At 52.7% G+C, this 15,534-nt stretch carries 15 protein-coding genes and 1 pseudogene; 6 read left to right on the top strand and 10 right to left on the bottom strand.

From position 1 onward, the window contains the following. Positions 1-20: 20 nt before the first annotated feature. From HV261_RS14235 to HV261_RS14210, 6 genes and pseudogenes are all read right to left on the bottom strand, one after another. Positions 21-827, bottom strand: a complete 807-nt coding sequence (locus HV261_RS14235) for an ABC transporter permease (protein WP_005126751.1) — start codon at positions 825-827, stop codon at positions 21-23. Further along, positions 817-1,761, bottom strand: a complete 945-nt coding sequence (locus tag HV261_RS14230) for an ABC transporter permease (RefSeq protein WP_005126750.1) — start codon at positions 1,759-1,761, stop codon at positions 817-819. The genes HV261_RS14235 and HV261_RS14230 overlap by 11 nt, the downstream gene beginning before the upstream one ends. Continuing rightward, positions 1,762-2,778, bottom strand: coding sequence for an ABC transporter ATP-binding protein (locus HV261_RS14225; protein ID WP_202038595.1), 1,017 nt, complete (start codon positions 2,776-2,778; stop codon positions 1,762-1,764). 16 nt (positions 2,779-2,794) lie between these two features. Continuing rightward, positions 2,795-3,940 carry a putative ABC transporter substrate-binding protein YdcS gene (gene ydcS / locus HV261_RS14220; RefSeq protein WP_137381809.1) on the bottom strand — a complete coding sequence of 382 codons (1,146 nt, stop codon included), beginning with the start codon at positions 3,938-3,940 and terminating at the stop codon, positions 2,795-2,797. A gap of 329 nt (positions 3,941-4,269) precedes the next feature. After that, complete coding sequence (locus HV261_RS14215) at positions 4,270-5,679, bottom strand: aminotransferase-like domain-containing protein (RefSeq protein WP_202038594.1); 1,410 nt, start codon at positions 5,677-5,679, stop codon at positions 4,270-4,272. A gap of 92 nt (positions 5,680-5,771) precedes the next feature. Beyond that, positions 5,772-5,867: pseudogene (locus tag HV261_RS14210) on the bottom strand (type II toxin-antitoxin system HicB family antitoxin); the annotation flags it as partial. A gap of 210 nt (positions 5,868-6,077) precedes the next feature. On the opposite strand from HV261_RS14210, the gene HV261_RS14205 reads away from it, so the two are divergent. The 4 genes from HV261_RS14205 to HV261_RS14190 all read left to right on the top strand — a co-directional run bounded on the left by HV261_RS14205 (position 6,078) and on the right by HV261_RS14190 (position 9,034). Then, entirely contained in the window at positions 6,078-7,481 is a 1,404-nt protein-coding gene (locus tag HV261_RS14205) for a cytochrome ubiquinol oxidase subunit I (protein WP_202038593.1), read from the top strand. Beyond that, positions 7,481-8,491 (top strand): cytochrome d ubiquinol oxidase subunit II, encoded by a 1,011-nt coding sequence (cydB, locus tag HV261_RS14200; protein ID WP_202038592.1) that lies wholly within the window; start codon positions 7,481-7,483, stop codon positions 8,489-8,491. The genes HV261_RS14205 and cydB overlap by 1 nt, the downstream gene beginning before the upstream one ends. After that, the gene (locus tag HV261_RS14195; RefSeq protein ID WP_202038591.1) at positions 8,491-8,616 is read left to right on the top strand and encodes a DUF2474 domain-containing protein; all 126 of its coding nucleotides are present in this window, start codon (positions 8,491-8,493) and stop codon (positions 8,614-8,616) included. The genes cydB and HV261_RS14195 overlap by 1 nt, the downstream gene beginning before the upstream one ends. Before the next feature lie 187 nt (positions 8,617-8,803). Then, positions 8,804-9,034: a DUF2554 family protein gene (locus HV261_RS14190; protein WP_005126741.1), complete on the top strand. Its 231-nt coding sequence runs from the start codon at positions 8,804-8,806 to the stop codon at positions 9,032-9,034. Here HV261_RS14190 and HV261_RS14185 read toward each other — a convergent pair. Together HV261_RS14185 and HV261_RS14180 are read right to left on the bottom strand one after the other, a co-directional pair. Next, on the bottom strand, positions 9,031-10,992 hold the full coding sequence (locus HV261_RS14185) for a peptidase U32 family protein (RefSeq protein WP_202038590.1): 1,962 nt from the start codon (positions 10,990-10,992) through the stop codon (positions 9,031-9,033). The two genes, HV261_RS14190 and HV261_RS14185, sit on opposite strands and share 4 nt — an antisense overlap. A gap of 79 nt (positions 10,993-11,071) precedes the next feature. Further along, positions 11,072-11,608: a helix-turn-helix domain-containing protein gene (locus HV261_RS14180; RefSeq protein ID WP_202038589.1), complete on the bottom strand. Its 537-nt coding sequence runs from the start codon at positions 11,606-11,608 to the stop codon at positions 11,072-11,074. A gap of 104 nt (positions 11,609-11,712) precedes the next feature. Here HV261_RS14180 and HV261_RS14175 point away from each other — a divergent pair, with 104 nt between their 5' ends. Beyond that, entirely contained in the window at positions 11,713-12,879 is a 1,167-nt protein-coding gene (locus HV261_RS14175) for a benzoate/H(+) symporter BenE family transporter (protein ID WP_202038588.1), read from the top strand. Here HV261_RS14175 and HV261_RS14170 read toward each other — a convergent pair. Next, positions 12,862-13,731 carry a helix-turn-helix domain-containing protein gene (locus HV261_RS14170; RefSeq protein ID WP_202038587.1) on the bottom strand — a complete coding sequence of 290 codons (870 nt, stop codon included), beginning with the start codon at positions 13,729-13,731 and terminating at the stop codon, positions 12,862-12,864. The two genes, HV261_RS14175 and HV261_RS14170, sit on opposite strands and share 18 nt — an antisense overlap. 185 nt (positions 13,732-13,916) lie before the next feature. Here HV261_RS14170 and HV261_RS14165 point away from each other — a divergent pair, with 185 nt between their 5' ends. Beyond that, positions 13,917-14,825: a DMT family transporter gene (locus HV261_RS14165; protein WP_137381801.1), complete on the top strand. Its 909-nt coding sequence runs from the start codon at positions 13,917-13,919 to the stop codon at positions 14,823-14,825. Between the two features lie 38 nt (positions 14,826-14,863). Here HV261_RS14165 and HV261_RS14160 read toward each other — a convergent pair whose 3' ends face one another. After that, positions 14,864-15,532 (bottom strand): DUF3313 domain-containing protein, encoded by a 669-nt coding sequence (locus HV261_RS14160; RefSeq protein ID WP_202038586.1) that lies wholly within the window; start codon positions 15,530-15,532, stop codon positions 14,864-14,866. Between the last annotated feature and the right edge of the window lie 2 nt (positions 15,533-15,534).

Here is a 15,534-nt window from a genome sequence, read left to right as displayed (position 1 = left end):
GCAATTTCCCATATCGTCGTTTATTTACCGTTTCCGGCGACGGTGTCGCCTTCACGCGTTAGCCACCAGGCCCCTAAAATTGGCAGTGTTGTTACCAGCATTACCAGCAATGCCACAACGTTGGTAACAGGCACATCTCGTGGACGGCCCAGTTGATTGAGCAGCCACAGAGGAAGTGTTCTTTCGTGTCCGGCGGTGAACGTTGTCACGATGATTTCATCAAACGACAAGGCAAACGCCAGCATCCCCCCCGCCAGCAGTGCTGATGCCAGATTGGGCAGCACGACATAACGAAAGGTTTGCCAGCCGTTGGCGCCAAGATCCATAGACGCTTCAACCAGACTCCATGAGGTGCGGCGAAAACGCGCCACGACGTTGTTAAAGACAACCACCACGCAAAACGTCGCATGACCCACCACGATCGTGAGAAAACCCGGCTCCAGGTTGATGGTCTTAAATGCCGTCAGCAGTGCCAGGCCGGTAATAATGCCCGGCAGCGCAATCGGCAACAGCAGCAACAGCGATATTGCGCTTTTCCCGAAAAAGTCCCTGCGCCACAGCGCAGCCGCCGCCAGCGTACCCAGTACCAGAGCGATTGCTGTCGACAACGCGGCGATTTTAAGTGACAACGTCACTGATTCAAGGATATCGCTACGCTGTGCCGCCACGCTAAACCAACGCAGTGTCAGTCCCTGCGGCGGAAAACTAAAAGCAGCCTCCTCTGTATTAAAAGCATAGGTGCCGATGATGAGGATGGGAAAGTGCAGAAAGAGAACCCCTCCCCATGCGGCCAGTTTGAGTAACCAGGGTGCGCGTTCAGAGTGCATCGAAAGCTCCCAGACGCTTCACGAACGCCAGATACAGTGCAATTAAGACAATGGGCACCAGAGTGAATGCCGCCGCCATTGGCATATTGCCGATAGCCCCTTGTTGCGAATACACCATGTTGCCGATGAAATAGCCCGGCGGTCCCACCAGCTGAGGCACAATAAAGTCTCCCAGCGTCAGTGAGAACGTAAAGATAGAACCAGCGGCTATACCGGGTATTGCCAGCGGGAAAACCACATAGCGGAAGGTTTGACGAGGACGTGCGCCCAAATCAGCCGATGCCTGCAAAAGCGAGGGCGGAAGCCGTTCCAGTGCAGCCTGAACCGGCAGGATCATAAAGGGCAGCCAGATGTAGACAAAAACCAAAAAGCGCCCTAATCCCGATGTTGAGAGCGTATTACCGCCGACGGCCGGCAAGGTGAGGAACGCGGTCAACAGTGGCTCAAGCCCGAGATGGGTTAAAAACCACTGCGCCACGCCGTCTTTCGCTAACAGCAGCGTCCACGCATAGGCTTTGACGATATAGCTCGCCCACATCGGCAACATGACGGCAATGTAAAAAAAGGCTTTCATTTTGCCACTGGTATAGCGCGCCATATACCATGCCATCGGGAACGCCAGAATGGCGCTGGCAATCGTCACCGCCACCGCCATTGTCAACGTTCGTACAATGATGTCGTAATTGGCCGGATTAAACAGCGCCTGCAGATTCGCCAGCGTCAGGTCTGGCGTCACCGACATGGTGAAATCGTCGAAGGTGTAAAAACCTTGCCACAACAGCGTCAGCAGCGATCCAAAGTAGACGATGCCAAACCACATCAGCGGCCCGAGCAGCAACAAAAACAGCCCAAGCCCTGGATTACGCCAGAAGAACCCCGAGATACGGTTCAGCTTTGTCGGTTGTGCGGGCGAATGTATGACGTTCATAGCCATTCACCTCTCCTCTATCAGCGGAACCATGACATCGCGTGACCACGATGCCATCACCTGCTGACCCGGCGACAGCGTCGACGGCAACATTTCTCCCGTCAGGTTCGCCTGGCTCACCAGCAACTTTTCACCGCCAGCAAGTTTCAGCTCAAAACGCGTCGCCGCCCCCTGGTACTGCACCGCCTGAATGACACCCCGAGCCTGAACCTCGCCCGCCATATCATTTAGCCGAATGTGTTCCGGGCGCAGCGAGAACATACCCTGTAACCCACAGACGTTTGCCGACATCGTTTCGTCAAAGACGTTTGACGTCCCCACAAAACTCGCCACAAACGGCGTGCGTGGACGCATGTAGAGTTCGCGGGGTGAATCCACCTGCTCGATACGACCATTGTTAAATACCGCCACACGATCGGACATCGACAGCGCCTCACCCTGATCGTGGGTGACAAAGATAAAGGTGATGCCGAGAGACTGCTGGAGTTTTTTCAGCTCCAGCTGCATCTGTTCACGTAGCTTGAGATCCAACGCACCGAGTGGTTCATCCAACAGTAAAACGCGAGGCTCATTGACCAACGCACGGGCAATTGCTACACGCTGACGCTGTCCACCCGAGAGTTGTGATGGCTTGCGTTCATGGACAAAGCCGAGTGCAACCTTGTCTAACGCTTCTCGCGCCCTGGCATGACGCTGCTTTTTATCAATGCCTTTCACCATCAGCCCATAAGCCACGTTGTCGAGAATCGACATATGCGGGAAGAGTGCGTAATCCTGAAATACCGTGTTGACGTCCCGTTCCCAGGGCGGTAATTCACTGGCTTGCTTACCAAAAATTTTAATTGAACCGCCCGAAAGCTGCTCAAACCCTGCAATCATGCGCAGACAGGTCGTTTTGCCGGAGCCGGATGGCCCCAGCATAGAGAAAAACTCGCCATCATTAATTGCAATACTTACCCCATCAACTGCACGAACATCCCCGTACAGACGCGAGACATTATGAAACTCCACTGCGTACGTCATAAAACCCCCAGCGGAATTAACGACCGCCCATAATGGCGATGTAATCCTGCGTCCAGCGACTGTAAGGAACGAATTTTCCACCTTCTGCGATTGGCGTTTTCCAGAAAGCAATTTTGTCGAAATAGCTATAACCGTTGGTTTCACAGCCTTTTTCACCCAGCAACGGGCTGGCTTTACAACCTTCAGGAACTACCGGCAGAGATCCAAACCAGGCAGCGACATCGCCCTGAACTTTCGGGGTTAATGACCAGTTCATCCATTTGTAAGCACAAACAGGATGTTTTGCTTCGCTATGCAGCATGGTGGTGTCAGCCCAACCGGTAACGCCCTCTTTCGGGAAAACCGTGGCGATTGGCTGGCCTTCTGCTTTCAGGGCGTTAGCCTGATAAGGCCAGGCGCTTGATGCCACCACACCTTCGTTTTTGAAGTCACTCATTTGTACAGTGGTGTCATGCCAGTAGCGATGGATCAGTGCGTGCTGATCGCTCAGGACTTTGATGACCGCCTGATACTGTTTCTCGGTGAGCTGATAGGGATCGGTGATACCCAACTGCGGCTGAGTGGCTTTGACGAACAGCGCCGCATCGGCGATATAAATCGGGCCATCGTACGCCTGGACTCGCCCTTTATTGCTTTTTCCGTCCTCAAGTTTTTGCTCGACGAACACCACGTTCCAGCTATCTGGCGGCGTTGGGAAAATTTTGGTGTTATACATCAGCAAGTTGGGCCCCCATTGATACGGAGTACCGTAAACTTTCCCCCCGACGTTAAACCATTCCCCTTTGACCACACGCGGATCGATAGTTTTCCAGTTTGGAATAAGCGCAGGATTTATAGGCTGGACACGTTTGCCCATAATCAGGCGCAGTGAAGCATCGCCAGACGCCGTCACCAGGTCATAGCCGCCTTTCGCCATCAGGCTGACCATTTCATCTGATGTGGCCGCTGTTTTAACATTGACGGCACAACCGGTTTCCTTCTCAAACTGCGAAACCCAGTCATATTGTTTATCGGTTTGTCCGCGTTCGATATAACCCGGCCAGGCAATAATATCCAGCCGCCCTTCCGGTTTATCTAATGATGTTGGGGGTTCGGCTGCCTGGGCTGTCATCAGCGTCATACTGAGTGCACACAAGCTACTGAGGGCAAATTGCTTGCTCATAACGTCTTACTCCTGTCGAAAAAATATTGAGCGGCAGCCTTGCCGTAAATATATGTCCTTTCCTAAAAATAGTCGGGGTGTTGAAAGCGTTCCTGCTGGCGCAAGGAAATTTAATCAGGTTGTGAGCTAACGCTCATTACGCCACGGGTTATAGCAAGGTGACTTAATCTTCTGGAGTATAGACAAGGAGTTAGGTGCCAGGGTGGCACCTGGAAGAACTATTGATATTTCGTATGGTGGCACCTGATATAAATAACATCAGGGTTTAACATTCACTATTTCTAAAATAAGAATGCGCTATTCTTTTATATTGAATAGCACGTTCCGTTTTATTTCATCATCTCGCGAATTAATTTTCCAAGCTGCTTAACCGCCTGTTCTTCGCGTTCCCCCCAGTGCCATGCGGTATTAAAACGAAAGAAACGTGACCATGTCCCTGAGGTTGAAAACATCTTACCTGGTGCAATGCTGATGTGGTGTGCCAGTGCCTGGGTGCTGAGCTCTCCCGCATCCAGCGGTTCTGGCAGTTCGAGCCACAGAAAATAACCGCTGTCGTTATGGTGTATTTTGACCTCTGCCGGAAGATGACGCAGCAACGTTTGCCAGGCCTGCTGTTTGCGTTCCGCCAGCTGACGACGCAGCCGTCGCAAATGCGCGTCATATCGCCGGGTCGACAGGTAGTCCACCAGCGCAAGCTGCATGGGGGAACTGGTGGATAAGGTGCTCATCAACTGCAGCCGCTGAATTCGACGGGCATGTTTCCCGGCAGCAACCCAACCGATGCGAAAGCCGGGGACCAGACATTTCGAGAACGATGAACAGTGCAACACCCTGTCCCCTCGATCCCAGGCTTTAGCCGGCAGCGGTTTCTCCCGGCCAAAATAGAGTTCGCTGTAAACATCATCCTCAATCAGCATCACATTGTATTTTTCCAGTAATGCGACCAGATGGGCTTTTTTCTGTGCGCTGAGCGTAAAACCCAGTGGGTTTTGGCTGTTGGTCATCAGCCAGCAGGCTTTGACCGGGTATTCCTGTAGCGTCTGCTCCAGTGCGACAAGGTCGATTCCTTCCTTCACGTCGGTGGCAACGGACAACGCCTTCAGGCGCAATCGCTCCAGAGCCTGCAATGCGCCGTAAAAACACGGGTTTTCGACAATCACCCAGTCCCCCGGCTCAGTGACCGCCTGCAGGCTCAGGTTAAGCGCTTCAAGTGCGCCGGTGGTGATTACAATTTCATCCGGGGAAAGGGTCATTCCCTGTTGCGCATATCGACGGGCAATAGCATGACGCAGTTCATCATTTCCAGGCGGCAGGTTCTCGATAACACTCATGGCGGTAGCCGTTTTACTCACCTGAGCCAACGAACGATTAAGCTGCTGAAGCGGAAATAAGCGCGGATCGGGGAAAGCGGATGCAAACGGCATCACGGAAGCATCACGACTGGCCTGCAGCATGTCAAAGATGTAGGTGTTGATATCCACGGCTTCATCGCGCATGACCTGTACCTGCGGCACGGCGGCTTCGCGCTCGGGACGCGCGGCAACATAATAGCCCGACTGCGGCCGGGCGATGATCCGCCCCTGACTCTCCAGCAGTTGGTAGGCATGCCCCACGGTCATAAAACTCATCCCGCTGCTTGCCACCTGCTCACGCAAAGAGGGCAACCGATCGCCTGGTTGCCATACGCCAGACGCGATTTGATCGCGAATTTGCTCCGCCAGTCGCTGGTACTTCTTCATTTTTCGTCCTGATATTCGGTATCGGTGACAACCTCTGTATATATCAGTCTACATAAATAACGATATTTTAAGAACTGTTATAGTTAACATTTTTACAACATCGTTAGCGAAAGCTCTTTGCCTAAGGCCCGGGCAGCTATCTGTACAGCATCAATTTTCGGGGTGTGCTTTAAGGCGAATAGACAGGTGGTGTTCACAGAGTCATCAGCACCGTCAACCACCGCAGGCCACGTATCGTCGAAGAAAAATTCAAATGCGGCGACCAGATTGCATATCAGCTCGTGCGACCTATAACAGCAGCACAACTGTTATGGTTAAAAAGAACTGTTCTGTTTCTGCCCCACATTTCGCCAGGGGCTTAGAATTGCGCCAAATCAATTTTGCCTGCGGAGTTAAGCATGTTCGGTCTTGACGCGTTTCACCTGGCGAGGATCCAGTTCGCGTTTACGGTGTCCTTTCACATCATTTTTCCGGCCATTACCATCGGTCTTGCCAGCTATCTGGCGGTGCTGGAAGGTCTCTGGTTGAAAACCAAAAATCCGACCTGGCGTTCGCTGTATCATTTCTGGTCGAAAATCTTCGCCGTAAACTTTGGTATGGGCGTAGTGTCCGGGCTGGTGATGGCTTATCAGTTCGGCACTAACTGGAGCGGTTTTTCCGAGTTCGCCGGGAGCATCACCGGGCCACTACTAACCTATGAAGTGTTAACCGCCTTCTTCCTCGAAGCAGGCTTCCTCGGCGTAATGCTGTTTGGCTGGAACCGTGTGGGGCCGGGCCTGCACTTTTTCGCAACGTGCATGGTTGCGCTGGGAACAATTATTTCTACCTTCTGGATACTGGCCTCCAACAGCTGGATGCAGACGCCACAGGGCTATGAAATCGTCAATGGACAGGTCGTTCCTGTGGACTGGTTTGCCGTTATTTTCAACCCGTCATTCCCTTATCGCCTGCTGCATATGTCGGTCGCCGCCTTCCTGAGCAGCGCGCTGTTTGTCGCAGCGTCGGGGGCATGGCATTTATTACGCGGGAATAACACTCCGGCGATTCGCGCCATGTTTTCTATGGCGCTGTGGATGACGTTAATCGTCGCCCCGTTGCAGGCGTTGATTGGCGATATGCACGGGTTGAATACGCTTGAGCATCAGCCTGCCAAAATTGCCGCCATCGAGGGGCACTGGGAAAACCCGCCCGGCGAACCCACTCCGTTGCTACTGTTCGGTTGGCCAGATATGGAGCAAGAGCGTACCCACTATGGGCTGGAAATTCCGGCGCTGGGAAGCCTAATCCTGACCCACAGTCTGGATAAACAGGTCCCGGCGCTAAAAGAGTTTCCTAAAGAAGACCGGCCCAATTCCACCATGGTGTTTTGGTCGTTCCGCATCATGGCGGGGCTTGGCATGCTGATGATCCTGTTGGGCGCGTTCGCCTTGTGGTTACGTTACAAGCAACGCCTGTATACCTCACGTCCCTTCCTGCGTTTCGCGCTGTGGATGGGACCGTCTGGTCTGATCGCTATTCTGGCCGGTTGGGTCACCACTGAAGTTGGTCGTCAGCCGTGGGTGGTTTACGGTTTGCAACGCACAGCGGATGCGGTTTCCGCACATGGTGATTTGCATATGAGCATCAGCCTGCTGGCCTTCTTTGTGGTTTACAGTTCGGTCTTCGGTGTGGGTTATAGCTACATGATTCGCCTGATCCGTAAAGGGCCACAGGAAGATGATCCGACCCTTCCGCCAACCGGCACACCTGCACGGCCGCTTTCCGCTGCGGTCCTCGATTCTCAAGCTGAGGCTCATCGCTAATGGGTATTGATTTATCAGTTATCTGGTTCGTTATTATCGTGTTCGCCACGCTGATGTATATCGTGATGGACGGCTTTGATCTCGGGATCGGCATCTTATTCCCCGCCATTCAGGATGCTGATGACCGCGACGTGATGGTCAACAGCGTCGCACCGGTATGGGATGGGAATGAAACCTGGCTGGTACTGGGCGGCGCAGGGTTGTTTGGCGCATTTCCTCTGGCCTATGCGGTCATTGTCGATGCACTGACGATCCCGCTCACTCTGATGCTGATTGGCCTGATTTTTCGCGGCGTTGCCTTTGAGTTTCGTTTCAAAGCCACGCCTGCACACCGACCGTTCTGGGATAAAGCCTTTCTGGGCGGTTCAATTCTTGCCACGTTTACCCAGGGAGTGGTCGTGGGTGCGGTCCTCAATGGATTTTCCGTTACTGGCCGCAGCTACAGTGGCGGTCCGTTTGACTGGCTAACGCCTTTCACGCTGTTTTGCGGGCTGGGGCTGGTCGTGGCCTACGCGCTGCTTGGCGCAACATGGCTGGTAATGAAAAGCGAAAACCCGCTACAGGATAAAATGCGCAGTGTGGCAAAAAAACTGCTGCTGGCGCTGCTGGTCGTCATGGCCATTATCAGTTTGTGGACACCGCTGGCACACAGTGCGATTGCCGATCGTTGGTTTAGCCTGCCAAATCTGTGGTTCCTGATGCCGGTTCCGCTGCTGGTCGCACTCATCAGCCTGTGGCTGTGGCGTTCTCTGGGCCAGCAGCATAGCCATGCCCCGCCATTTATATTGACGCTGGGTTTAATTTTCCTTGGTTTCAGCGGGCTGGGGATCAGTATCTGGCCACATATCATTCCACCGTCTATTACCCTTTGGCAGGCCGCGGCGCCGACGCAAAGCCAGGGCTTTATGTTGGTGGGAGCGTTGCTGATTATCCCGATAATCCTGGTGTACACCTTCTGGAGCTACTACGTCTTTCGCGGCAAAGTTCAACATGGTGAGGGGTATCATTGATGGAACAATCAATCTGGAAACGTCTGATGTGGCTGGTGACCCTGTGGGGGGGAAGCGTCTTGGCTCTGGCCGCCGTCGGTATGTTCTTTCGCCTACTGATGACTGCGGCAGGCTTTAAGTCCTGATAAACATGAATAAACGCCGGGCGGCGCGATGCTTCCCGGTTGTAACAAATCCCAACGTTAACCAAACAAAAATGCAAAAAACATCTCACTGGCAAAACAGAGATTGCCATTTCACCGATTAAAATATTGAATAGTCACCAGGCGAAATTATCGCCACGTCCACAGCTAACGTGCCAGAGGGTGCATGATGTTTAAGAAAGGGTTAACGGTGTTATTGCTGGCCAGCGCGCTTTTCTCCGGCCAGCTTTTCGCTACTCATCAGGGACATGAATATCTTCAGGTACAGGATGCCGATCATTTATTACGCCACACGGCAGACAGCGATGAGCTGAGGGTGACGGCGGAAGAATCCGCCGCCGATCTACGCGAACACCATCACTGGCAAAAATCACGCAAGCCAGATACACATCTGAGTTAGCCTTTCCGCTTCGGCAGTGTTTTCATCAGCTCATCAGGGCTAACAGAAGCCACTACGCTGCCCGGCAACGGCATTTTCAGAATATGGTGTTTCATCTTGCCGATAACGTGCATTTCGCACGGTCGGCAATCAAATTTCAGCGTCAGCACTTCATCACCATTCACCAATTGCATCGGTGTGGCTTTCCAGCTTTTGATATTCCCTTTTGCCTGTTTTGGACACAGATTGAATGCAAAACGCAGGCAGTGCTTGGTGATCATCACCGGTACATCGCCCTTTTCTTCATGCGCTTCATATGCAGCATCAATCAACTGGACGCCATAACGGTGGTAAAACTCACGCGCTTTATGGTTATAGACGTTGGCCAGAAAACTCAGATGCGTCTGCGGATAGACCGGCGCCGGTTGGGCAACGGGTTTACGACTGCCCCGCTGGTAGTTTTCCAGACGTGCGGTATCCAGCATGTCGATGGCTTCGCGGCGCAGTTGGTTGAGTTGACCATTCGGCACAAACAGCGCACCCGGCAGATTCACCTGAATATCGCGGGCGTAGTACAGCGTCTGTCCAAGTTTTGCCAGACCATCCTGCAAGTTACTCAACGCTTTTTCGGCGTTGTTCGCTTCTTCAAACTGGCCGTCCAGCGTATGGGTGATACTCACGCCGTCTTCACTGGTCAACGTCAGGATCAACTGTTCCTGCCAGCCGCCCAATTCAATATCAACCGCGACACGGCGTTCACTGGATGTCTTGGTTAACGCTTGCTGCCAGTTATGATCGAGATTGCGATTGAGCGGATGGTGCGGCCGAACTTTGTGCAGGTCCGTTGGCATTTCATTCGGCCATACCCGATAACGATTATTCCCCGTTTTTTCTACCGTATTGGCACGGAATCCAACCACATCACGCTTAATCAATACGTTCAGGCCATCCCCGTTTGCCAGGGGTTCCGTCACCTCGACATCAAGATAATCCTTCGCCACCTTCAGGACTTCACCCACCGGCAAGCCAATGAATTTAGGCGAGTCGAATGCGCCGATGTCGCCCTTACGGGCATTGACAAAATAGTCAGTGCTGCCGCGGTGGAAAGTTTTCTCTGTAGATGGCGTGAAGAAATGCTCAGTGCGACCTGCAGATGAACGTGCCAGATCGCCACGTTCTTCGATGATGGCATCCAGCCTCTGCCGATAATGTGCAGTGATGTTCTTCACATAGCTCATGTCTTTGTAGCGCCCTTCAATTTTGAAGGAACGTACTCCGGCATCGATCAACGCACCGAGGTTGGCGGTCTGATCGTTATCTTTCATCGACAGCAGGTGTTTTTCATACGACACCACCCGGCCCTGATCGTCTTTCAGGGTATACGGTAGTCGGCAGGCTTGTGAACAGTCGCCGCGGTTAGCGCTGCGCCCGGTTTGCGCATGAGAGATATAGCACTGGCCTGAATAAGCAACGCATAACGCGCCGTGGATGAAAAACTCGATCGTCGCATCCGTCGCCTGATGAATCGCGTGAATCTGCTCAAGACTCAGTTCGCGCGCCAGTACAATCTGCGAGAATCCGACGTCAGAAAGAAACTTCGCCTTCTCGACGCTGCGAATATCGCACTGGGTGCTGGCATGCAGTTCAATCGGCGGGATATCCAGTTCCATAACCCCCATATCCTGCACAATCAGCGCATCAACACCCGTCTGATACAAATCGGTAATTAACCGCTGAGCAGGTTCCAGCTCATCATCATGCAAAATCGTGTTCAGCGTCACAAAGATTTTCGCCCCATATCGATGAGCGAATGGCACCAGTTCAGCAATGTCTTTCAGGCTGTTACTGGCGTTGTGACGCGCACCGAAACCGGGACCGCCAATGTATACGGCATCCGCGCCGTGCAAAATGGCTTCGCGCGCAATGGCGGTATCACGAGCCGGGCTTAACAATTCAAGGTGATGAGGTTGCTGGCGCATACAGTTGTTACCATCCACAAGCGGTAAAAATGGCGGCTATTGTAGTCAGAAGCGCGGCATTTCGGAATAGTTTTCCCGATTAACCGCGTGGGTAATGGATCAGGGAATGAAAGTGAACCGTCTGTTCGCTGCTGTTACGGTAACTATGTGCAGTATCACCCGCAAAGCGGACGCCCTCACCCGATTTGATGGTTCGCCACTGCCCATCAATGCACATATCCAGCAGGCCAGTAATCACCACTACGTGCTCAATCACACCGGTTTCATGCGGGGTAGATTCACTCAACGCCCCCGGTGCCAGCAATATTGAAAAATGGTCAAAGCAGAGTTGTGGGTCCCATGGAAACAGCGGTGTCACTATCATTGCCTGCTGTTGGGGATCAAACGTCGCTGCGCCTGCTGACTCGGGTGGTGAAATAAACGTCGAAAACGGCACGTTCAGTCCGGTGGCAATTTTCCATAGCGTCGCCACTGTTGGACTGGATTCATTGCGTTCTATCTGCCCCAACATGGCTTTGGATACACCGGTTTCTTCTGCCAGACGCGACAGACTCCATTCCCGCTGGTGACGTAATGTCCGGAGCGTGGTAGCCAGATAGTGGGTTAAATTGTCCATTGTCGCCTTCCTCTATCTCCTGTTTCTGTCCAGCAGCTTATCACTTGTACGCTATAACGCACAGTGCTACAGTCGATGACCGTTATAACGCACGCGGAGTCGCTATGCGCACATTATCAATCCCTTTGCCCACCGTTTTATCCGGTTTTGTTGCCGTGCTGGTCGGCTATGCAAGCTCGGCAGCCATCATCTGGCAAGCGGCGATTGCCGCAGGCGCAACGACCGGGCAGATTGCGGGCTGGATGACCGCACTGGGAATCGCGATGGGCGTGAGTACGCTGGCATTGTCAGTGTGGTATCGCGCCCCCATTCTGACCGCCTGGTCTACGCCCGGGGCTGCGCTGCTGGTTACGGGTCTACAAGGCGTGACCATTCAGGATGCAATCGGCGTTTTTATTGTTGCTAACGCGCTGATAGTCCTGTGTGGTGTGACGGGGTTGTTTGCACGTCTGATGCAGATAATCCCACACTCACTGGCGTCGGCAATGCTGGCCGGGATCCTGCTGCGTTTTGGTTTGCAGGCATTCAATAGCCTTAATAATGAGCTTCTCCTGTGCGCCAGCATGCTGCTGGCGTGGCTGGTGCTAAAAGTTGTCGCCCCCAGGTACGCCGTCATTGCTGCCATGCTGGTGGGTATCGCTATCGCACTGCTAAAAGGTGACATTGTCACTAATAACATTGATTTATCTCCGGTGATACCTGAATTCATTGCCCCCCACTTTTCTCTTGCACACAGTATCAGCATCGCATTGCCGTTCTTCCTGGTCACCATGGCGTCACAAAATGCCCCCGGCCTTGCCACCATGAAAGCGTCAGGTTATTCCTTGCCCGTTTCACCGCTGATTATTTTCACGGGGCTGCTGGCGTTACTGTTTTCACCCTTTGGCGTCTACTCCATCTGTATTGCCGCCATCACCGCCGCAATTTGCCAAAGCCCGGATGCGCATCCTGATGCCCAGCGACGCTGGTTAGCCGCTGCCGCTGCCGGGGTGTTCTACCTTCTGGCCGGAGTGTTTGGTGGGTCGGTAACCGGATTGATGGCCGCTCTGCCGGCAAGCTGGGTCCAGATGCTGGCTGGCCTCGCCTTGCTCGGTGCGATTAGCGGTAGTCTGTATCAGGCATTGATCCATGAAGCGGAGCGAGATGCTGCCATCGTCACCTTTCTGGTTACAGCCAGCGGTTTGACCTTATTGGGGGTTGGCTCTGCGTTCTGGGGATTAATCGCCGGAGGGATATGCTATGCCGTGCTGAGATTATCGCGACGCACGTAATTGCGTTGGCGTCTTGCCCGTCACCTGCTTAAACCGGTTGCTAAAATGGCTTGCTGAACTAAATCCGCAAGCCATCGCGATATCCGACAAGCTACGTGAAGAATAACGGACCAGTTGCTGCGCCAGCGCCATACGACGCTGCATAACATACTGATGCGGGGCCATATTCATTGACTGGCGAAACATTCTGGCAAAGTGGAAATCGCTCAATGCCGCTTCGCCAGCCAAATCGCTGAGGGTCATTGGGTAGGCCAGATGCGCGTCAATATAGGCCAGCACGTTGCGCAATGTGGCTGGCGCAAGCCCACCGGTTACCGCCGGCGGCCGCCATTGAACATTGCTGTAATGTTGAATCAGATGCGTCAGCAACAGCGAAGATGCCGCGCTGAGCGTCAGGTGATTAGCCGGTTGTTGCCAGTCATTACCCAGTAAAAACTGGCGATAAACCGCCGTGATCCCCGGATCGCTGCCGAACGTATGTTCGTCCAGCGTGAAGCTATAAGGGCTTTTGTCCCACACTTTCTCACCCACTTCCCGTAGATGCGCGTCGGTACAATAAAGATGTACAAAGGAGAGATCGTCACGAATATCCCAACTGGATTCGCAGTCTTTCGGCATCAGGCAGAAGCGATCCGGGCCGCCGCCGTTTTTCCAGCCCCCAGCCGTCTTGTGATAGCTCTCGTAGCCATCCGCGACATATAAGCTGAGCGTGTGGTGATCGCAATATTGGGTAATGGTGTCGCGTTTGTTTGACCACGCCGCCAGTTGGATACCTGAATGTAACGCAACCGACTCATGCAGCACGGCATTATGTTTGCGTAAGTTTTCAAAGGCGCCATAGGGCTGAGACATACCATCACATTCAGAATAAGTTAGCAGGCTTTCAGTCTATATCAGCGACATGTTGTTAACAGCCGCCTTTTCATGTTTGCGCGAAAAAAAGCGCAAGATTTTGCAAGTCGACCGCAATCAGATGAAAGCCAACCCTGGCCAGTCATGACACTGTGTACGCTTAAATACAAAAATGAGAGAGATGTATGAACGCATTGTTGTACTGCCTGGTGGTCGTGATATGGGGAACGACATGGATTGCCATTTACCTGCAGCAAGGGCCGGTTGCTGCCCCAGTCTCTATCTTTTGGCGCTTTGCGGTCGCCAGTTCGGTGATGATCCTTCTCCTGCTGTTCAGCGGCAAATTGCGTAAGCTCTCCGGGCGCGACCATCTGTTTTGTCTGTTACAGGGCGGATGTGTTTTTTGCTTCAATTTCTGGTGTTTTTACACGGCAGCGGCCTGGATTAACACCGGTCTGGAATCAGTAATTTTCTCGATGGCCGTGCTGTTTAATGCGGTGAATAGTTTTGTATTTTTTGGTCAAAAACCACCGCTACGCTTTTATTTCGCCGCGGCGCTGGGGTTGACGGGTATCATCACCCTGTTCTGGCAGGATTTGGTCAATAGCGGCCTGAATCACTCGCTTCTGCTGGGTATTGGTTTAAGCGCTCTGGGAACGTTTGGTTTTTCCCTTGGCAATATGATCAGCCTGCGTCATCAGAAAAAAGGGCTGGAGGTGATGACCACCAACAGCTGGGCCATGCTGTACGGTACCTTGCTGATTGCCACCATTGCACTGGTTCGCGGTGATGACTTCACACCGCAGTGGACGTTTAGCTACCTTAGCGCACTGTTGTATCTGGCTATTTTTGGCTCTGTGATTGCCTTCGGCGCTTATTTCACACTGGTAGGACGCATCGGTCCAAGTAAGGCCGCTTACAGTACGTTGCTTTTCCCTCTGGTGGCGCTCACGCTGTCAACGCTGTATGAAGGGTATGTCTGGCAGGCTAACGCAATTGCCGGTTTAGTGCTGATTTTACTGGGAAATCTGGTGATGTTTGCACGGCCGGAAGCCTTGATGGGAAAATTGTTGTACCGTCGGCGAGTGGCATAAAAAGAACGCACCATCCGCAGATGGTGCGTTCTCATTTATTATTTTTTGTTCACATCAAACATGGAGGCATCTGTCGCCATGTCATCAACAACTTTCTTCAACGTTTCGAACGCCATTGGCGTGCTTTCGTTGTTCAGGTCTTTACCTTCACCCTGACGCACAACTTTAATCACAGGTTTATTGGTTGTCGGATCGATCAGCTCACCCTCAAAATAAAGGTGGGTATCCATGGTACGGTGACCCGTCGCCATTTGTGTTCCTGCAACGAGCAACGCAACCGGGATCACTTCATAGAATTGCAGACCTTCTTTGCTGGTCGCAACACCGGTGATCGCCCCGCGGAAAATCAGACTGCGTGGCCCTGGCGTTGCCACCAGAGGTTTACGCTTGCTGATGGCCGTTTTCATCTGCGTATTGGTATAGTTCAACAGTTGGTCAAGAACCTTCTGTCCTACCTGCGTAGTAGGTTTAGGAACCGGGTAATACGTTATCGGGTTATACACGATACTGTCATATTTGGATTCATTATAGTTCGGGTCAACCCAACGAAGTACCGGTTGTCCCGTTGCTGATTTTGTTTCCTTCAGGTCAGAATAATTTTTTAAAAACCCAGAATATTTATCCGGCTGCGTCACTTTTGACGCACAGCCCGATAATGCCAACAGACCAGTAAGCACTGCAACTTTAAATAAAGTTTGAGTACGCATGA

Source organism: Citrobacter sp. RHBSTW-00671 (assembly GCF_014103415.1).
Lineage (GTDB): Bacteria > Pseudomonadota > Gammaproteobacteria > Enterobacterales > Enterobacteriaceae > Citrobacter.
This window is presented reverse-complemented; position numbering and strand designations above follow the sequence as displayed.